Origin of the sequence: Aequorivita marisscotiae (assembly GCF_029814825.1) — a bacterium.
GTDB lineage: Bacteria > Bacteroidota > Bacteroidia > Flavobacteriales > Flavobacteriaceae > Aequorivita > Aequorivita marisscotiae.
In genome coordinates, this window is sequence record NZ_CP122379.1 from 2312654 (window position 1) to 2330569 (window position 17916).

The 17916-nt window shown below is 40.0% G+C and carries 20 protein-coding genes; 17 read left to right on the forward strand and 3 right to left on the reverse strand.

Going from position 1 to position 17916, the window contains the following annotated elements; all coding sequences use genetic code 11:
* Positions 1–3: 3 nt before the first annotated feature.
* From QCQ61_RS10415 to QCQ61_RS10440, 6 genes are all read left to right on the forward strand, one after another.
* Complete coding sequence (locus tag QCQ61_RS10415) at positions 4–462, forward strand: c-type cytochrome (protein WP_279447589.1); 459 nt, start codon at positions 4–6, stop codon at positions 460–462.
* 4 nt (positions 463–466) lie between these two features.
* Entirely contained in the window at positions 467–1816 is a 1350-nt protein-coding gene (locus QCQ61_RS10420) for a cbb3-type cytochrome c oxidase subunit I (RefSeq protein ID WP_279447590.1), read from the forward strand.
* A 142-nt stretch (positions 1817–1958) separates the two neighbouring features.
* On the forward strand, positions 1959–2783 hold the full coding sequence (locus QCQ61_RS10425) for a CbbQ/NirQ/NorQ/GpvN family protein (RefSeq protein WP_279447591.1): 825 nt from the start codon (positions 1959–1961) through the stop codon (positions 2781–2783).
* A gap of 9 nt (positions 2784–2792) precedes the next feature.
* Complete coding sequence (locus QCQ61_RS10430) at positions 2793–4562, forward strand: nitric oxide reductase activation protein NorD (RefSeq protein WP_279447592.1); 1770 nt, start codon at positions 2793–2795, stop codon at positions 4560–4562.
* 1 nt (position 4563) lies between these two features.
* Entirely contained in the window at positions 4564–5148 is a 585-nt protein-coding gene (locus QCQ61_RS10435) for a cytochrome c oxidase subunit 3 (protein ID WP_279447593.1), read from the forward strand.
* A 3-nt stretch (positions 5149–5151) separates the two neighbouring features.
* Positions 5152–5385 (forward strand): cytochrome C oxidase subunit IV family protein, encoded by a 234-nt coding sequence (locus QCQ61_RS10440; RefSeq protein WP_279447594.1) that lies wholly within the window; start codon positions 5152–5154, stop codon positions 5383–5385.
* 71 nt (positions 5386–5456) lie between these two features.
* Here QCQ61_RS10440 and QCQ61_RS10445 read toward each other — a convergent pair whose 3' ends face one another.
* The 3 genes from QCQ61_RS10445 to QCQ61_RS10455 all read right to left on the reverse strand — a co-directional run bounded on the left by QCQ61_RS10445 (position 5457) and on the right by QCQ61_RS10455 (position 8138).
* Positions 5457–5714: a Txe/YoeB family addiction module toxin gene (locus QCQ61_RS10445; protein WP_279447595.1), complete on the reverse strand. Its 258-nt coding sequence runs from the start codon at positions 5712–5714 to the stop codon at positions 5457–5459.
* Between the two features lies 1 nt (position 5715).
* Entirely contained in the window at positions 5716–5970 is a 255-nt protein-coding gene (locus tag QCQ61_RS10450) for a type II toxin-antitoxin system Phd/YefM family antitoxin (protein ID WP_279447596.1), read from the reverse strand.
* 110 nt (positions 5971–6080) lie between these two features.
* Positions 6081–8138 (reverse strand): acetate--CoA ligase family protein, encoded by a 2058-nt coding sequence (locus tag QCQ61_RS10455; RefSeq protein ID WP_279447597.1) that lies wholly within the window; start codon positions 8136–8138, stop codon positions 6081–6083.
* A 187-nt stretch (positions 8139–8325) separates the two neighbouring features.
* Here QCQ61_RS10455 and QCQ61_RS10460 point away from each other — a divergent pair, with 187 nt between their 5' ends.
* The 11 genes from QCQ61_RS10460 to QCQ61_RS10510 all read left to right on the forward strand — a co-directional run bounded on the left by QCQ61_RS10460 (position 8326) and on the right by QCQ61_RS10510 (position 17897).
* Entirely contained in the window at positions 8326–8724 is a 399-nt protein-coding gene (locus QCQ61_RS10460) for a c-type cytochrome (protein ID WP_279447598.1), read from the forward strand.
* Positions 8714–10039, forward strand: a complete 1326-nt coding sequence (locus QCQ61_RS10465) for a cbb3-type cytochrome c oxidase subunit I (RefSeq protein ID WP_279447599.1) — start codon at positions 8714–8716, stop codon at positions 10037–10039. Before QCQ61_RS10460 ends, QCQ61_RS10465 begins: the two co-directional genes overlap by 11 nt.
* A complete protein-coding gene (nadA, locus tag QCQ61_RS10470) occupies positions 10039–10965 on the forward strand; it encodes a quinolinate synthase NadA (RefSeq protein ID WP_279447600.1) in 927 nt (308 codons plus the stop codon). Before QCQ61_RS10465 ends, nadA begins: the two co-directional genes overlap by 1 nt.
* A 2-nt stretch (positions 10966–10967) precedes the next feature.
* Positions 10968–12554: an L-aspartate oxidase gene (gene nadB / locus QCQ61_RS10475; RefSeq protein ID WP_279447601.1), complete on the forward strand. Its 1587-nt coding sequence runs from the start codon at positions 10968–10970 to the stop codon at positions 12552–12554.
* A gap of 68 nt (positions 12555–12622) precedes the next feature.
* Positions 12623–13219, forward strand: coding sequence for a thioredoxin family protein (locus tag QCQ61_RS10480; RefSeq protein ID WP_279447602.1), 597 nt, complete (start codon positions 12623–12625; stop codon positions 13217–13219).
* Positions 13220–13458: 239 nt separating this feature from the next.
* Entirely contained in the window at positions 13459–14727 is a 1269-nt protein-coding gene (locus QCQ61_RS10485) for an acetyl-CoA hydrolase/transferase family protein (protein WP_279447603.1), read from the forward strand.
* 104 nt (positions 14728–14831) lie between these two features.
* Positions 14832–15260 (forward strand): RrF2 family transcriptional regulator, encoded by a 429-nt coding sequence (locus tag QCQ61_RS10490; protein ID WP_279447604.1) that lies wholly within the window; start codon positions 14832–14834, stop codon positions 15258–15260.
* Between the two features lie 105 nt (positions 15261–15365).
* On the forward strand, positions 15366–15800 hold the full coding sequence (locus QCQ61_RS10495) for an RrF2 family transcriptional regulator (RefSeq protein WP_279447605.1): 435 nt from the start codon (positions 15366–15368) through the stop codon (positions 15798–15800).
* A gap of 196 nt (positions 15801–15996) precedes the next feature.
* A complete protein-coding gene (locus QCQ61_RS10500) occupies positions 15997–16668 on the forward strand; it encodes a ferredoxin reductase domain-containing protein (RefSeq protein WP_279447606.1) in 672 nt (223 codons plus the stop codon).
* 25 nt (positions 16669–16693) lie between these two features.
* Positions 16694–17146, forward strand: a complete 453-nt coding sequence (locus QCQ61_RS10505; RefSeq protein ID WP_342686573.1) for a carboxymuconolactone decarboxylase family protein — start codon at positions 16694–16696, stop codon at positions 17144–17146.
* Between the two features lie 37 nt (positions 17147–17183).
* The gene (locus tag QCQ61_RS10510; RefSeq protein ID WP_279447607.1) at positions 17184–17897 is read left to right on the forward strand and encodes an SDR family oxidoreductase; all 714 of its coding nucleotides are present in this window, start codon (positions 17184–17186) and stop codon (positions 17895–17897) included.
* Positions 17898–17916: the final 19 nt, after the last annotated feature.

Consider the following 17916-nt stretch of genomic DNA (forward strand, 5'->3'; position numbering starts at 1 on the left):
AATATGCTATCCAAACAACAAGCGCGGGCATTTTTCCTCGGTGGAACGCTCGTAACATTCCTGATTTTTATTGGTCTTACCATTTACTCCTTTAGCGATGGAAACGACCAGACCAACTATGAAAACATTACCGAACAAGTAGTACGCGGTAAGGTTATCTGGGAGGAGAACAACTGCATGGGTTGCCACACCATTCTCGGCGAAGGTGGCTATTATGCCCCTGAACTTACCAAAGTTGTTGAACGTAGAGGCGAAGGTCTAATAAAAGCAATTCTTATGTCGCCCGTGCCTTGGGAGCCAAACGGTAGAAAAATGGTGGCTTATGGTTTCACGGCCGAAGAGGCCGATGACGTCATCGCATTTTTCAATTGGATTGGCGAAATAGACTTAAATGGTTTTGACCGCATAGTATCGCCTTTAGCGAAAGACAAACAATTACTTAATAACCAATCTGAAAATTAATATTATGAAATATAAATCTCAAAAAGTAGCTTATTGGTTTTTCGCACTTTCAATGCTGTTACTCGTACTTCAAATAACCTATGGTTTTATTATGGGTTTTGCCCGTATCGGGATGGATGGGCTTCACGAATTTATTCCTTTTAATACGGCGCGTGCCGTTCACACCAATCTCTTGGTGGTTTGGTTGCTCTCCGGGTTTATGGGGGCTGCTTACTATATTATTCCTGAAGAGGCCCAGCGCGAACTCGTAAGTGTAAAGTTGGCGTATGTACAGCTTATTTCACTTGCGGCGGTTGGCGTGGCCGCAATTGTGGGCTATCACTTTAACTGGTGGGAAGGCCGTAAATTTTTGGAAATTCCGCGGCAGCTTGACTATTTGGTAGTTTTAAACGTGCTGCTGTTTTTAGCATTAATACTTCTGACACTTTTTAAAGGAAAACGAAAAACTACCACAGCATTAGTGCTCACAATGGGGCTGCTATTTGCGGCATTATTATACATTCCCGGAATGTTGCCGTTTGACAGTCAGGTAACCGACAGCTTTTTTCGCTGGTGGGTAGTTCATCTTTGGGTTGAAGGCGTTTGGGAACTTATTATGGGCGGTATTCTGGCATTCCTATTAATTAAACTTACGGGAGTTGACCGAGAAGTTATTGAAAAATGGCTTTATGTAATCGTCGGCCTAACCTTTCTTTCTGGAGTACTGGGCACCGGCCACCACTACTATTATATTGGTGTAAATAAAATCTGGCTGATCGTTGGTGGAATTTTCTCGGCCTTGGAACCTTTGGCCTTCCTTGCAATGGCACTTTTTGCGGTAAATATGTACCGCAAAGGAGAGAAAAAACACCCTAATAAAATTGCCTTATTCTGGACGTTGGGTGCCGCAATTGTATCGTTTGTGGGCGCAGGACTTTTAGGGTTTGCACACACGCTGCCACAAACAAACCTTTATACACACGGAACCTTGGTAACTGCAATGCACGGACACTTGGCCTTTTGGGGAGCTTATGCAATGATTGTTTTAGCAATTATAAGCTATAGTTTGCCGAATATGACAGGGCGTAAGTATTATGACGGCATACGTGGCCGCGTGGCGTTCTGGACATCAAATATTGGAATGATAGGAATGACGATGGCTTTTGGTGTAGCGGGCGTAGCACAGGTTTATTTGGAACGAAAATTTGGCATGGAATTTATGGCAGTTCAAAAGGAAATTAGCATCCATTTTGTAGTGTTGATTATCTGCGCCAGTTTATTTGCCGTGGGAATTTTAACCTATATCTATGACTTTTACAAACACGGTCGTCCAACAGATGAAGCTTTGGAAAAAGCTGAACACGAATATTTATAATTGATAAAGGGTCTGAATTCGGTTACGCTCTTATACCTAAAAACGCCTGGAAAGTTCAACTTCACGTAAAACACTTAAAGTTTCTTTCCAAAAAGAACCGTTTTTCAGACCTTTTAAATAGCTATTTTAAGAAGAGAAAATTATGTCCACAATAGATACTAATATCATAAGATCAGAAACGAAGGTTTCTTATAGAACCATACCCTTTTACAAACCCATAGATCGCGAAGTTGAAGTTTTTCAGCACGCGTTTAAAAACAAATTGCCCATTTTGCTGAAAGGCCCCACGGGAACTGGAAAAACCAGGTTTGTAGATTTTATGGCGCATCAATTGGAGCAGTCGCTTTTAACGGTTTCCTGTCATGAGGAAACTTCTTCCACAGACCTTATTGGCCGCTATATAATCAAAGGCGCCGAAACTATTTGGGTGGACGGGCCGTTGACCAAAGCGGTAAAAGAAGGTGCAATTCTATATTTAGATGAAATCGCCGAAGCTCGCCCAGACGTTGTGGTTGCGATACATTCACTCACAGATCACAGAAAGGAATTGTATATAGACAAACTGGGCATTACCGTAGAAGCCCATCCGGATTTTATGCTCGTGGCTTCCTTTAATCCAGGATATCAAAAGGGTTTTAAAGAGCTGAAACCTTCTACCCGCCAACGTTTTGTGGCACTTTCGTTTCAATATCCCACTGCAAAGGATGAAACCGAAATTGTGCACACGGAAACTGGTTTGGACAAAGACACCTCCAAAAAATTGGTAAACATTGCCAATAAAATTCGCAATCTAACTGAATTGGGACTTACCGAAACCGTCTCCACCCGTTTGTTGGTAGATGCGGCAATGCTTATAAACAGCGGTCTTCCCAAACGACTTTCCGTAAAAGTGGCAATTGTGGAACCATTGACCGATGATCTTGAAATTACCCAAGCACTAACAGATCTGTGCGATTTGATGATTTAAGAAAAAACCATGTTCGAACCCGATGAGTTTATCTTTGCCAAGGTTGCAAAATTTCTAAAGCGCAGAAAAAAAAGTGCTAAGGAAGCAATTGCGCACACCGTAAAACTTTGTGAAATAAAGCCTCGGCTCACTTTGATGGCACGTGCCGTAACCGGTCATCCCATCGAAATTTTTGAGGCAGAGCAGGAGGGTGGTTATAAAAACAACGCTTTCTTTTTGCCCGAACGATTTTCAGGGTTTGATACTTCGGAAAAAAATCTGGCCTTTTATATTTTTAGGACGCTATATCTTTCAATTCAAAAAAGCTTTCAGCTTAATTATGAATTGGGCGAGGAGCATACCTTGGAAGAGGCGCGGCAAATTTCCGAAGAAAATGCTGAAAAAGTATTAACTGAAATTTTTAATCAATTTCCCGGAACGGAGCAGATTTATAACGAACTGAAACTTCACTTTGAAAAAAACGCTTCGGAAAAAAATCCGCCCGACTATTCCTATATTTATGGGAAATGGATGGCGAATTCGCCTGAAACACCAAAGAAAAAAGTACTTCAGAATATTTCAGAAAAAGTAAAAACCGCCATTGAAGAAGAGATAAATACTATTTTGAAAGCCAATGCGGTAGAAGAAATAAAATCTATTGAAGTTGACAAAAAAGCACAGGAAGATTATGTGCTCACCCACAACTTTGAAAAAGCCGAAACCGCAGAAGAGTGGGAAGGCGGTTGGCGCGATTTTGATGGCGATGACGAGCTGGACGACCACGCAAATGCGCTGGAAGATTTAAATATGAAACAAACCGTGCGGGTAGACGATCCCACGCATTCTATTTATCAGGCCGAGTTTATTGAAAATACAACCATTTCTGAAAGTGCGGAAATAGAAAATGCCAACTACAACATTTTGTATGACGAATGGGATTATTCCAAACGCACTTATAAAACAGATTTTTGCAAGGTTTATCCGCAAACACAAACCGAAACCGATTCTGATTATTATATAAATACTTTAAGGGAACACGCAACAACCTTGATGGGGCTTCGGAAAATGCTTACTTCGGTAAATAATAAATACCAACAGCAACGCAGGCAGTTGCAGGGCGAGGAGTTTGACCTTGATGCGCTCACAGATTTGTATGTGGACGTTCATTCGGGCCACACGCCTTCGGAAAATATCTATCTCTCAAAACGCAAAAAAGAAAAAGACCTTTCTATTTTGATGCTTTTGGACAGCAGCCTTTCCAGCGATGGCTATGCTGCAGACAATCGGGTAATAGATGTGGAAAAACAGGTTTCAATCATTTTTGGGGAAATTTTGGAGGAATTCAACGTAGATTTTTCTATTGCCGGTTTTCATTCCAAAACCCGGAACCACAGCACATATTTAACCTTAAAAAATTTTGATGAGCCGTGGCAGAAGGCAAAGCAAAAAGTTGGCGCCTTGCAACCCAGCGGTTATACGCGAATTGGTACGGCATTGCGACATTCGGGTGCTTTGCTGGATAAACGTGACACAAAAAACAAATGGGTAATTCTTATTTCAGATGGAAAACCCAATGATTACGATAAGTACGAAGGCAAATACGGCATAAATGATGTAAAGCAGGCGCTACGTGAATTGAACCAGCGGAATATAAATTCGTATGCGTTGGCCATTGAAGCGCAGGCAAAATATTATTTGCCGCAGATGTTTGGGCAGAACCATTTTCAGATTTTGACTACACCGGTAGAACTGCTGCAATCGCTTGTAAAATTGTACGATAAAATAAAACACCAAAGTTAATATGAAAACTACGGCAACAATAGATTACAAAAACATATTTTACCCACCAGGCGGCATATTGCTGTGGATTGTTATTTATTTGGAACTGGTAACTTTTGGCATTGCATTGGTTTTTATGGCGATAAATGCAAAAGCCGAACCCGAAATATTTCACGAATCGCGCTTAATGCTCAATACGGCTTATGGCGCAATAAATACCGTATTTTTACTTAGTAGCGGATGGTGCATGGCGCAGTCGGTTCATTTTTTGAAACGTCGAAATTTTAGTAAAAGCAAATTGTTTTTAAAGCTAACCATGCTTGGTGGCGTACTTTTCTTGGTATTGAAAGGAGTGGAATATTACGATAAAGTGGAAGCCGGCCTTACTATCGGCTACAATGCCTTCTTTGGTTATTATTGGATGCTTACGCTATTTCACCTAATTCACGTTGTAGTGGGCATCATTATTTTGCTTGTTTTGGGAAGAACCCTCAGCAAAAAACCCGAAACCCTAAAAGTAGAAGATTATGAATCGGGCGCGGCCTTTTGGCATATGTGCGATTTGATTTGGCTACTTCTTTTTCCAATAATTTATTTATTATTCTAAAAAATGGAACGCACTTTTAACATCACTTGGCTTATTTTAATTGGGCTTACAATTCTGTCTGCAGTTTTTGCGAATCTGGATTTGGCTAATGTTGCATTAATTATTTTGGCTTTGTCTTTTCTAAAATTTATCGGGGTTGCTTTTTTCTTTATGGAACTTAAAAAAGCCAATGCTTTTTGGAAGGTACTTTTGGTGGCGTTCTTGGGATTACTGTTAATTGTAGTTTGGGCGATTTAGCGAATTATAAGATTTTTGTAAGTGAGTATAAAGAAACAATGATTTAACTATAATTTTGACAAGAAAACTTTTCAGTCGTAATGGAAGCGGCATTTTGCAATTAATATTTCACCCTCTTTAAATTTATAAATTAGCCTATGTTCGCTATCAATTCGCCTAGACCAGAAGCCAGCGTATTTGTGTTTTAAAGGTTCAGGTTTTCCAATGCCATCAAAAGGATTTCGAGCGATATCTTTTAGAATTTCATTTATTTTTTTCAACTTCTTTTTGTCGGTTTTTTGCCAATACAGATAATCTTCCCAAGATTCGTCGACAAAAATATACTTCATTTTAATCTTCGATTAGTTCTTTGTTAAAAGTAGATCCGCTATTAAGTTTGTCAATTGCAGAATCTAATCTCCTTTCATTCTTTCGAGAAGACAATTCGTGATTTGTAGCCATTAAGGAATTGTACTCCTGCAAAGACATGATTACTATTCCAGAATCCTTTCCGCGATTAATAATTAAAGTTTCAACGTTCTTTACAACTCGATCTAAGTACGTTTTAATATCCTTTCTAAAGTCCGAAACGGTTGTAATTTGCATAAGGTTATTTTTTAAAATTAGTACAAATTTATGTACAAAATTTGAATTATGCAATTTTCATCAAGACACTATATTATCTTGTTACAACTTGTCCAAGTATTAATTCCCACTCACCTCCCAATCCGCACTCGCGCATCTACCGCGGTGATGGCGCGTTGTGTGCCAATTAATGGGTTGATGTCCATTTCAATAATTTCGGTGGCAGCTTGGACCAATGCCGAGAGCCGCTGGATAATATCTATAAATATTTTTTCATTCGCTCCTTTTTTCCCTCGTGCGCCTTGAATTAATTTGTATCCGCGGAGCGACTGCACCATATTTTCGGCCTCGTTTTTAGAGATGGGGCTTAAGCCCGCAGAAACATCATTGAGCACTTCAATAAAAATTCCGCCCAAACCGCAAAGAATGGTGTGGTTAAATCCGGGTTCCTTCATTACGCCCACAAACAATTCCAGCCCTACTAATTGAGGCTGCACCATTACAGCAGTGGCCGAATCTATCTTCATCAATAAATCGAAAGTTTCGGCGGCTTCACCTTTATTGGCAATATTTAAAACCACGCCTTGGGCATCCGATTTGTGGAGTGGGCCAACCACTTTCATCACTACGGGAAAGTCTGTTGCTTCCATAGCTGCAAGCAATTTTTCTTTTGAATTTTCTACAATTTCATGAACCCGCGGAATTCCTGCTGCATCCAATAAATCTACGGTTTGTTTAGGAGAAAGATAGCCTTCAGTAGCGGTGTTGATGATTTTTCTAATACTTTCAATATCAATTTTTGGGAGAGATATTTTTTGCGATTGCGGCTCGGGTGTATTATAAACTTGTGCCAGAGCTTTTCCCAAAACCACTTCATCTGGAAAATGAATGTGTCCTTTCTTTAAAAAAGATTGAATTTCGCGTTGGGCGTTTACAACGGAAGGTAGAACCGGGAAAATTGGTTTGTTGCAAATTTCTAGTTTTACGCTTAAAACGTTGTACACATTTTCAACATCAAAGAGGCCTGCACTACCAAAAACTACGACCATAGCATCTATAGAATCAAATTTATGTTCGCAATAATCTATAATGATGCCCAACTGCTCGGCGGTTCCGGTTGCCAAAAAGTCTATGGGATTGGCAATTGAAGAACCGGGATAAAGAAACGATTTCAATTTTTCTGCTTCGGGACCTGAAATTTCGGGAACTTTTAATCCGCCTTTTGAAAGCTGATCTGCCAACATTACCGCCGAACCCCCTGCGTGGGTTATAATTGCAATGTTTTTTCCTTTTAACTTTTTATAGTTGAAAATAGCTGCTACGCTCAACAATTGCTCTCTACTGCTGCAATAAACAATGCCCGCTTTGTGAAACAGCGCGCGCACCGTCATATCGCTACTGGCAATTGCTCCGGTGTGCGAAGTTGCGGCGCGACTGCCTTCTGCGGTGCTTCCCGCTTTTATGGCTGCTATTTTTGCCCCTTTTTTTATAAGAGAGGAGGCGTGTTTTAGCAATTTTTGTGGATTGGAAATGGTTTCGAGATACAGCAGTTTTATCAAGGGATCTTTTTCGGCATTAAAATTTTCATCCATATATTCCAAAATATCCTCAACGCCTGTTTGGGCTGCATTTCCAACGGAAAACACATTTGCAAAAGTAACGCCCAAGGCCATTCCCGCTTCCATGATAAAAACCGCCGTTGCGCCCGAGCCCGAGATGAGGTCGCAACCTTTTGGATTGAAAGGTGGCACCGGAGCCGTAAAAACGCCTTTGTAATTTTCGGTAATTACGCCAATGCAGTTTGGGCCAATCAGGCAACCATTAGCCGAATTGACCGTCGAAACTATCTGCTGCTCGCATTGTTTTCCCTGTTCGCCCGCTTCGCCAAAACCTGCGGAAATGATTATAAAAGCCTTCGTATTTTTTTCTTCGGCTAAAATTTTTACCGTTTCGGGACAATATTTTGCCGGAATGGCAAGAATGGCGAGGTCGGTTTGGGGAATTTCCATTACTTCAGAAAAACTTTTTATGCCCTGAACTCTTTCTTCCTTTGGATTCACCGCGTAAAGATTTCCCGCAAACCCTCCAGCAAGAATGTTTTTCAGCATATTGCCACCGGGTTTTTTTGAGTCGTTGGAAGCGCCAATTACAGTGATGCTTTTTGGGTTAAGGAGTTGTTTGTTTACCATACGGAAGAAGTTGAGTTTAAAATTGAAAATATAAGAAAAAACGATGGTTTGCCAAAAGCGAAATTAAAAGATGTTTAAGTCCTAAAAACTGATAAATATCATATTTCAGGCAGGAGGGAAGGGGTATTTTTATGGCCAAATAATTTAAATTGAAATGGTCTCCAATCCAAGGCCTTATATTTTCGTGATGGCGGTTTTACTCGTCGTTTTCAGTATTTATAATTATATAATTTATAATACTGATGGGTACGTGGCCGTAGAAAAATTATCCCCTGTGGCAGTAAAAGGCCAGCAATTGTTCCAGAGTAACCGTTGTTGGTCCTGTCATCAATTGTACGGCTTGGGTGGTTATTTGGGTCCGGATTTAACAAACGTATATTCCGCGGAAGGCAAAGGGGCAAATTACATTAAAGCGTTTTTAAACAGCGGGGTGAAGAGTATGCCGCAATTCCATTTTACCGAAGAAGAGAAGGATGCTTTGGTGGAGTATTTAAAACAGGTGGATGAAACGGGCATTTACCCAAATTACGAAGCCGAGATTGAAGCATCTGGCTGGGTAAAAATAAAGTATAGAAATGAAGAATAAAGTGCCGTTCTATTTTTTGCTGTTTGCCCTAACCGCCCTGTTTTTAGGGATGCTCTTTGGGCTTACGGCTTCGTTCCAGTATTTGTTGCCAGAGTTTTTAAAGGAAACGGTTCCCTTCTCCAAACTGCGACCCTTTCACGTTACTTCTGAAACTTCGTGGATCGTGCTCGCCGCCACGGGCAGTATCTATTTTTTTATCGCTTCGGTTGAGAAGTTTGAGCTCTTTTCGCGCAAATTGCAATCGCTGCATTTCCTACTTTTTCTGTTTACGGGCGTTGCTATTTATTTCTCTTTCGCTTTCGATTATACCGAGGGGCGGGAGTATTTCGCTTTTAAACCTATTTTAATGATTCCGATATTATTAGGTTGGATATTATTTGGAATTAATTATTTTAAGACGCTATACGCCAATATGAAGGGTTGGCCCGTCTATTATTGGATGTGGGGCACGGGCATCGTTTTTATGTGCTACCATTTGATGGAGGCGCATTTTTGGCTGTTCGATTTTTTTAGATTGAATTTTATAAAAGATTTTGCCGTACAGTGGAAATCTACCGGCTCGTTTACCGGTTCGTGGAATATGCTAGTTTATGGCATCTCCATTTATCTGATGTCTAAAATTAAAAAGGATACGGACGTTGCCACGAATAAATTGGCTTTTTTCTTCTACTTTTTGGGGTTGACCAATTTAATGTTTGGATGGGCGCACCACACTTATTTATTGCCAACCCAGCCCTGGATTCGGTATGTAGCTTACGGAATTAGTATGACGGAGTGGATTGTTTTGGCTTCGATTATTTACAATTGGAAACGTTCGGTTTTAAAGGTTGAAAGCGAAAATCACCCTATGGCGTATCGCTTTTTGCTAGCTACCGATTTTTGGATTTTTATAAATATAATCTTAGCGCTTCTGTTCTCCATTCCGGCCATTAATTTCTTTACCCATGGCACGCACGTTACCGTGGCACATTCCATGGGCACTACCATTGGCATTAACACAACGATACTTTTTTCGGCCTTGTTTTTTATTGCGCATTATGTTCGGCCACAGCTAAAAACCGACACCAAATGGGTTAAGCGCGGGTTTGTTGCTTTCAATATTTCGCTGTTTATCTTTTTTGTTTCGTTGATAATTGCTGGGGCTAAACGCAGTTATTGGATGTACGTTTCAAAAGAAGGGTCGTTTGCTGAAATGCAGGATTCGGTCGTGCCGTATTACATTTCATTTTTCATCTTCGGAATAGGGATTTTTGTTTCGCTTTTAATTGTAGCGACGCCTATTTTCAAAGCTTTGCTTCAAAAAATAAAATCATAATGGATTTACATCAAAAAATAACTGAACTGAAAAAGCAGAAAAACGCCGTCATCCTCGCGCACTATTATCAAGTGCCCGAAATTCAGGAAGTGGCAGATTATGTGGGCGATAGCTTGGGACTGTCGCAAAAAGCTGCCGAAACCGATGCCGAAATGATCGTCTTTGCTGGCGTGCATTTTATGGCAGAAACGGCCAAAATTTTGAACCCCGATAAAAAAGTTTTGTTGCCCGATTTAATGGCGGGTTGTTCGTTGGCAGATTCGTGTCCCGCCGACGCTTTTCGCACTTTGGTGAAAGCACATCCAGATCACGAGGTGATAACGTATGTGAATTGTTCTGCGGAAGTAAAAGCCTTGAGCGATATTATTTGCACCTCTTCCAACGCCGAAAAAATAGTGAATTCGGTGCCAAAGGATGTGCCAATTATTTTTGCGCCCGATAAAAATCTGGGAAAATATATTCAGAAAAAAACCGGACGTAAAATGCTGCTTTGGGATGGCGCATGTATTGTACATGAGGCTTTTTCGATGGATAAACTGTTGAAACTTTACAAAGAAAATCCGGGTTCAAAAATTATTGCGCACCCCGAAAGCGAGAGCCATATTTTGGAAACGGCAACTTATGTAGGCTCCACCGCCGGAATGATAGATTATGTGAAAAAACATCCGGCGGAAAAATTTATTGTCGCCACGGAAGCGGGTATTCTTCACAAAATGCAACAGGAAGTGCCTCAGGCCGTACTAATACCTGCTCCCGCTGAAGAAGACAACACCTGCGCTTGCAGCGAATGTGCGTTTATGAAAATGAACACCTTGCAAAAATTGTACGACTGCTTGCTGAATGAAAATCCGCAGATTGAAGTTACCGCAGAAATTCGGAAAAAAGCCATTGTGCCCATTGAGCGCATGTTGGAATTATCAAAATAGTGATGGAAACAAATTTTTTGATTATCGGGTCCGGAGCTGCAGGTTTAACACTTGCGGTAAAACTTGCTGCGAAATTTCCAAAGAAAAAAATAACAGTTGTTACAAAGGCCCACGTATCTGAATCGAATACGAAATACGCCCAAGGCGGGGTGGCAGCGGTATTCGATTTAAAAAAAGATTCTTTTCAAAAACATATTGACGATACGTTACGCGCAGGCGATGGACTTTGCGATGAGGCGGTGGTTGAAATGGTGATTACCGAAGGACCCGAACGGCTTCGCGAACTGATGGAGTGGGGTGCCAAATTTGATACCGATGCCAACGGCCAACTCACTTTGGGCAGGGAGGGCGGTCATTCAAAATTTAGGGTAATTCATCATAAAGATACTACGGGCAATGAGATTGAGCGCACACTTTTGGAACGTAGCAACAAACTGCAGAATATTACGATGCTTCCACATCATTTTGCCATTGATTTAATAACGGAGCATCATTTTTCTGAAGGGAAAAACGAAAATCTTTCGTGTTATGGAGCTTATGTTTTGGACCAGATTTCAGGAAATATTTTTACAATTAAAGCAGATTGCACTACGTTGGCTTCGGGCGGAATGGGGCAAGTTTACGGCCATACCACCAATCCCACTGTTGCAACCGGCGACGGTATTGCAATGGCGTATCGGGCAACAGCGAGAATACAGAATATGGAATTTATCCAGTTTCATCCCACAGCACTTTACGATGGAAAAAATCAATCTTCTTTTTTAATTTCGGAAGCGGTACGGGGGTTTGGAGCTTTTCTTCGTAATAAAAACGGAGAGCGATTTATGTTTAATTACGATGCTCGAGGCGAATTGGCATCGCGCGATATTGTTTCGCGCGCCATCGATTCAGAAATGAAAAATTCTGGCGATGACTGTGTTTACTTGGATTGTACCCATTTGAACATCGACGATTTCAAAAAACACTTTCCGAATATTTATGAAACTTGTTTGCAGCGAAATAAAAATATTGCGAAGGATTGGATTCCGGTAGTGCCAGCATCGCATTATTTGTGCGGCGGGGTGGTTGTGGATGTGGATGGCAGAACTTCTTTACAAAATCTTTTTGCTTGCGGAGAATGTTCGTACACAGGTTTGCACGGCGCTAATAGGCTGGCATCCAACTCGTTGTTAGAGGCATTGGTTTATGCAGATAGAATTTTTAAATACCTCTGTAAACACCAGCCCTGGCAAACGACCAAAGACATTCCGGAATGGAATGATGCAGGGACGGTTTTATTGAAGGATGTTGAAATTCTTCAACAGAAAACGGTCCAATTACAATCCCTAATGCGGCGATTTGCGGGTGTGGTTCGTAATAATAAAGATTTAAAAAAAGCATCCATTCAACTTGAAATGTTGTATTTTGAAGTGGAGGCACTTTACCAAAAACACAAACTAAACACAAGTCTTTCAGAGCTTCGGAATATGGTAAACGTGGCCCATTTAATTATTCAGCAATCATTAATTCGTAAAGAAAACCGCGGTGGATATTTTAATGAAGATTATAATAAAGAATCTGTAGAAAATATAGTAAACGACAAAATATAGTTGATTGAATGACCTCTCGACTGCGCTCGAGGGGATATATTTAAAAAAAATTAAAGTAAAGAAATAAGATGAAAAATTTGATAAAAAGCTCCGTAAACAAAGCAATGGATTATTCCGAATACAACTTGCTTTTCAAGCAATTGGTTGAAGAAGGCAGAACCACTGGCGAACAAACACAAGAGAAAATCGATTACACAAAGCTGAATTTCAGTCGCACAAAGCGTTTGGACAAAACCGCTATTATTTCAGAAGAAAGTATGGAAGTTTTTAAAAATGTTTCAGAAAAACAAACTTGGTTGGTAATCAGCGAACCCTGGTGTGGCGATGCCGCGCAAACGCTTCCGTTTCTAAATAAAATTGCACAACTTTCAGAAAACATCGATTTAAAAATTGTGCTTCGCGATGAAAACCCGGAATTGATGGATGAGTTTTTGACAAATGGTTCGCGCTCCATCCCCGTGGTTATTATGCTCGATGCAGACTTCAACGTAATCAATACTTTTGGTCCACGCTCGAAGGCCGCGACAAAATTGGTTGCTGATTACAAGGAACGTCACGGGAAAATAGACGATGCCTTTAAGGAGATGCTGCAGAATTGGTATAATAATGATAAGGGAATTTCAATAATTAATGATATTTTGGAAACCCTGAATGTAAAAGCGTAAAAAAACAAGACGACGATTTGACCCACGACCGCTTCGCTACAAGACCCACGACAAAAAGAATAATTACTATTACTCGGGTTTCTAACCGTTGTGCTTCCAACAGTCGTAATTTCAACGGTCGTGGCACCAACCGTCGTGGCTCCAACCGTCGTGGCTCAAAAGTTCAATTTCCAAAAAATCTGACCAAAGTCATTTCAGGAACAGTTTAGATTCCCAACTTTTGCACAAAAGTTAAAATTATGCAAATTGTTTCCGCCCAAGAGGCTGTATCTATAGTAAAATCTAATAATCGCGTGTTTTTTCAGGGTGCTGCGATGACTCCAAATTTGTTGATAGACACTCTGTGTGAGCGCTATCAGGAACTGAAAAACGTTGAAATTATCCAAATTCACACCCACGGCCAGGCGTTGTTTACGCAGGCGCCATATACCGATGCTTTTAAACTTTCAAGCTGTTTTGTGGGCGATAATGTTCGGAAAGGTGTGAATACAATTCACGGCGATTATATTCCCGTATTTCTAAGTGAAATCCATTGGCTTTTCAGAAGAAATATCCTTCCATTAGATGTGGCCTTCATTCAAGTTTCTACGCCAGACAAGCACGGCTACTGTTCTTTGGGAGTTTCGGTAGATGTTACCTTGCCTGCAATTCAGACTGCAAAACACGTGGTGGCCCTTATTAATCCCAATGTGCCAAGAACCCACGGCGATGGCATAATTCATATAAGTAGTATAGATTTTGGAGTAGAAATAAATACTCCAATCTACGCTTCTGTTTTAGGGGAACCCTCAGAAATTGAAGCAACAATAGGTAGAAATGTAGCCGCATTGGTTGAAGATGGCGCCACCTTGCAAATGGGCATCGGGAATATTCCAAATGCGGTACTTCATAATTTGGGCAATCACAAAAGATTGGGAATCCATACCGAAATGTTCAGCGACGGAATACTTCCTCTGGTAGAAAAGGGAATTATTACAGGCGAAGACAAGGAAATAAAGACTGGTAAAATAGTAACCTGTTTCGCTATGGGCACCAAAAAATTATACGATTTTATTGATGATAACCCAATAGTTCATTTTAAGGAAGCTGGCTATACAAACGATACTGCAATAATTCGTCGTAATCCAAAAGTTACCGCCATAAACAGTGCCATTGAAATAGATTTAACGGGGCAGGTTTGCGCAGATAGTATAGGAATGTATCAATATTCTGGCGTGGGTGGACAGATGGATTTTATTCGCGGTGCTTCGCTTTCGGAAGGAGGGAAGCCCATTATTGCTATGCCTTCGGTAACCAATAAAGGCATTTCAAAAATCACCCCATTCTTAAAGGAAGGAGCCAGCGTAACAACTACTAGGGCGCACGTACATTACGTAGTTACGGAATACGGGGTTGTAAACTTATATGGAAAAGGATTGGAACAACGGGCCAAAGCATTGATTTCCATAGCGCACCCCGATCATCGTGAGGCTTTGGAGCGGGAAGCTAAAAAACGCTTTCACAATTAATTCTGTTTATTAGAATTATTAAGATTTTAAATTTTGCATTTTTTTAAGATAGTTTAGTCCTTGAATACGAGGGTTATTAGCTATTTTTGGAGAAAATACAAAATATGTTTTCGAAAGCCTGTGAATATGGCATTAGAGCGGTACTATTTATCGCGCAGCAGTCTAAGAAAGATTTGCGTCCTAATATCACTGAAATTGCTAAAGCGGTAAATTCGCCCGAACCATTTACAGCAAAAGTTTGCCAACAGCTAGCTCGGGAGGGTATAATCCTTTCTAAAAAAGGTCCTAATGGCGGTTTTTATCTAGAAAAGGATTCTACCGTTAAGTTGGCCGATATAGTTACAGTTATTGATGGCGATAAAATTTTCACGGGTTGCAGCTTGGGATTACCCGAATGTTCTTCAGAACGTCCTTGTCCGGTTCACGATCAATTTATGGGCGTACGCGATGGTTTAAAACATATGTGTGAAAATACCTTTGTGATGGATTTGGCTTCAAATTTGGAAGAAGGCGAAACTTTCTTAAAGTTATAAGCTTTTCATATAGTACAATCAAACAATATTGCTTTATAATTTATTTCTGATATATTTATCAGAAATAGGAATTTTATATACCTTTGTAAATGATAGAAGTAAGCTATGTTTTCAAAAGCGTGTCAGTACGGAATTAAAGCGTCGGTGTATATAGCCTCGCAGTCGGAGTTGGGCAATCGCGTTAGTTTACGGGAGATAGCCTATAATGTAAATTCACCTGAGGCATTTACAGCAAAAATACTTCACCAACTGGCAAAGCAGAACATTTTAACTTCCTTGAAAGGCCCAACTGGTGGCTTTGAAATACCAAAGGGGAGGGCAGCGCAGATAAAATTATGCAATATTGTATCGGCTATTGATGGTGATTCTATTTATGTAGGATGCGCACTTGGTTTTGACCGGTGTGATGCTCGCCAACCTTGCCCAATGCACAATAAGTTTGTTGATATTAGAGATAATTTAAGAGAAATGCTTGAAAATACGAGTCTTCTGGAATTGGCAAACGGACTGGATGTAGGAATGTCGTTTTTAAAGCGGTAAAAAAATTTAATTCTATTTATGATAAAAATGTCAGAATTATTTTTTTAAGAATTAAAATTTCAAAATACTTTTTTACAACTGTACACCATAAAGGCATTTTACACGAAGGTTTAAACCTGTTTAAGGTTAATACATTGAGATTGCGTATTTTAGTCTGTTTAGAGTAAAAGAAGGAAAAACATTAAAATTTATGACTATGAAAAACGAGCCTGTAAAAATTAGCCAAATAAAACATCTAACGCACGATGTGTTACAAATTGTAACAGAAAAACCGGCGGAAGCCCACTTTAAACCAGGTCAAGCTACCGAAATTTTTATTGATAAACCGGGTTGGCAGAATGAGGGAAGACCGTTTACATTTACTTGTTTGCCAACAGATGGGTATTTGGAATTTGCCATAAAAACTTATCCCGAACACGAGGGAGTTACCAATGAGCTACTCAGTTTAAAAAAGGGCGACAGGTTAATTGTGAATGAAATTTTTGGTGCGATTGAATATAAAGGCGAAGGAATATTTATCGCCGGTGGCGCAGGAGTTACGCCGTTTATTTCCATTTTTCGAGATTTAAATACAAAAAATAAATTAGGCGCGAACAAACTTATTTTTGCAAATAAGACTATGGAAGATATTATCTTGAAAAACGAATTTCAAGAAATGCTTGGTGAGAACTTTATTAATATTCTTTCCAAAGAAAAAACTGAGAAATACGCCAACGGTCAGATTTCGGAAGATTTTATTAAAAAGCACGGTGGCTCATTGAACTCCTATTTTTATCTATGCGGCCCCCCACCAATGATGGATGCCGTTGAAAAACATTTGGCGCACTTAAATGTTCCTACCGACAAAGTAATAAAAGAGGCGTTTTAATATATTCAGCCACAATTTTAAGAATATGATAAAAAAGAGATTGGACTATAATACAACTGATCCCAAGGCCATAAAGGGATTGTTGGAACTCGAAAAATATGTAGCAGATTCAGGACTAGAACGCAGTCTTTATGAACTTGTAAAATTACGTGCTTCACAGATTAATAGTTGTGCATATTGCATAGATATGCATTCCAAAGATGCACGTAAAGCGGGTGAAACCGAACAACGCCTTTATGCACTATCTGCTTGGCGAGAAACTTCGTTTTATTCTGAACGCGAACGTGCTGCTTTGGCTTGGACAGAAGCTCTGACCTTGATTTCTGACAACGATGTTTCCGATTCACTTTATAAAGAAGTTCAGAAGTATTTTAGCGAAAAGGAACATGTAGCGTTAACGATGGCAATTGTTGCAATTAATGGTTGGAACCGCTTGGCTATTAGCTTTCGGAAGGAGCCAGGAAGTTACAATCCTTAAATAGGTTTTCAGATAAATTATCTTAAAAATAGCAACGATGAAAATTCAGAATAAGACAGCTATCGTTACAGGAGCCAGCAGCGGGCTTGGAGCAGCTATTTCAAAAGCGTTGATACAGGAAGGAGTTACGGTTTTTGGAATTGCTAGAAATAGTGATACACTTCAAAAGCTACAAAATAATATAGGAAGCAAATTTGTTCCCGTTACGCTTGATATTACAGATAATACAGCGGTTAAAAAGTGGGTGGCAACTACTTTTTCCGAAGAAAAATCTCCGGATATTTTGGTCAATAATGCCGGTTCGGGTTCCTTTGGAAAAATTGACGAAATGCCGTCTGAGGAATGGTACAAAATGATAAACACCAACCTCAATGGAATGTATTGTATTACTTCTGAAATTGTAAAATTAATGAAAGCCCAAAAAGAGAGTTCCCACATTGTAAACATTGGTTCTATTCTGGGAATTACCACTCGAGCAGAAGGCGCGGCTTATTCTGCTACAAAGTATGGTATAAGTGGGTTTAGTGAGGCACTTTTTAAGGAGTTAAGAGGCGACAACATTAAAGTAACTTGTTTAAACCCCGGTTCTATCAATACACGGTTTTTTAAAAGCTCAGGAATACAGTCGCACGAAAATATGTTACAGGCAGAAGACATTGCTTCTACAATTTTGCATATTCTAGAAACACCCAACAATATGTTGATAAGTGAAATGACGGTAAGACCGCTTAACCCGAAACCACCGGAATAGCGTTATAAAAGTATGATCT

What these genes read in the sequence shown, in the direction of transcription:
- QCQ61_RS10485 (WP_279447603.1), top strand. Translation starts at nt 13,459, where the DNA reads ATGCAAATTGTTTCCGCCCAAGAGGCTGTATCTATAGTAAAATCTAAT.
- QCQ61_RS10505 (WP_342686573.1), top strand. Translation starts at nt 16,694, where the DNA reads ATGATAAAAAAGAGATTGGACTATAATACAACTGATCCCAAGGCCATA.
- QCQ61_RS10450 (WP_279447596.1), bottom strand. Translation starts at nt 5,970, where the DNA reads ATGCAAATTACAACCGTTTCGGACTTTAGAAAGGATATTAAAACGTAC.
- QCQ61_RS10415 (WP_279447589.1), top strand. Translation starts at nt 4, where the DNA reads ATGCTATCCAAACAACAAGCGCGGGCATTTTTCCTCGGTGGAACGCTC.
- QCQ61_RS10435 (WP_279447593.1), top strand. Translation starts at nt 4,564, where the DNA reads ATGAAAACTACGGCAACAATAGATTACAAAAACATATTTTACCCACCA.
- QCQ61_RS10480 (WP_279447602.1), top strand. Translation starts at nt 12,623, where the DNA reads ATGAAAAATTTGATAAAAAGCTCCGTAAACAAAGCAATGGATTATTCC.
- QCQ61_RS10465 (WP_279447599.1), top strand. Translation starts at nt 8,714, where the DNA reads ATGAAGAATAAAGTGCCGTTCTATTTTTTGCTGTTTGCCCTAACCGCC.
- nadB (WP_279447601.1), top strand. Translation starts at nt 10,968, where the DNA reads ATGGAAACAAATTTTTTGATTATCGGGTCCGGAGCTGCAGGTTTAACA.
- QCQ61_RS10495 (WP_279447605.1), top strand. Translation starts at nt 15,366, where the DNA reads ATGTTTTCAAAAGCGTGTCAGTACGGAATTAAAGCGTCGGTGTATATA.
- QCQ61_RS10460 (WP_279447598.1), top strand. Translation starts at nt 8,326, where the DNA reads ATGGCGGTTTTACTCGTCGTTTTCAGTATTTATAATTATATAATTTAT.
- QCQ61_RS10445 (WP_279447595.1), bottom strand. Translation starts at nt 5,714, where the DNA reads ATGAAGTATATTTTTGTCGACGAATCTTGGGAAGATTATCTGTATTGG.
- QCQ61_RS10500 (WP_279447606.1), top strand. Translation starts at nt 15,997, where the DNA reads ATGAAAAACGAGCCTGTAAAAATTAGCCAAATAAAACATCTAACGCAC.
- QCQ61_RS10510 (WP_279447607.1), top strand. Translation starts at nt 17,184, where the DNA reads ATGAAAATTCAGAATAAGACAGCTATCGTTACAGGAGCCAGCAGCGGG.
- QCQ61_RS10455 (WP_279447597.1), bottom strand. Translation starts at nt 8,138, where the DNA reads ATGGTAAACAAACAACTCCTTAACCCAAAAAGCATCACTGTAATTGGC.
- nadA (WP_279447600.1), top strand. Translation starts at nt 10,039, where the DNA reads ATGGATTTACATCAAAAAATAACTGAACTGAAAAAGCAGAAAAACGCC.
- QCQ61_RS10425 (WP_279447591.1), top strand. Translation starts at nt 1,959, where the DNA reads ATGTCCACAATAGATACTAATATCATAAGATCAGAAACGAAGGTTTCT.
- QCQ61_RS10420 (WP_279447590.1), top strand. Translation starts at nt 467, where the DNA reads ATGAAATATAAATCTCAAAAAGTAGCTTATTGGTTTTTCGCACTTTCA.
- QCQ61_RS10490 (WP_279447604.1), top strand. Translation starts at nt 14,832, where the DNA reads ATGTTTTCGAAAGCCTGTGAATATGGCATTAGAGCGGTACTATTTATC.
- QCQ61_RS10430 (WP_279447592.1), top strand. Translation starts at nt 2,793, where the DNA reads ATGTTCGAACCCGATGAGTTTATCTTTGCCAAGGTTGCAAAATTTCTA.
- QCQ61_RS10440 (WP_279447594.1), top strand. Translation starts at nt 5,152, where the DNA reads ATGGAACGCACTTTTAACATCACTTGGCTTATTTTAATTGGGCTTACA.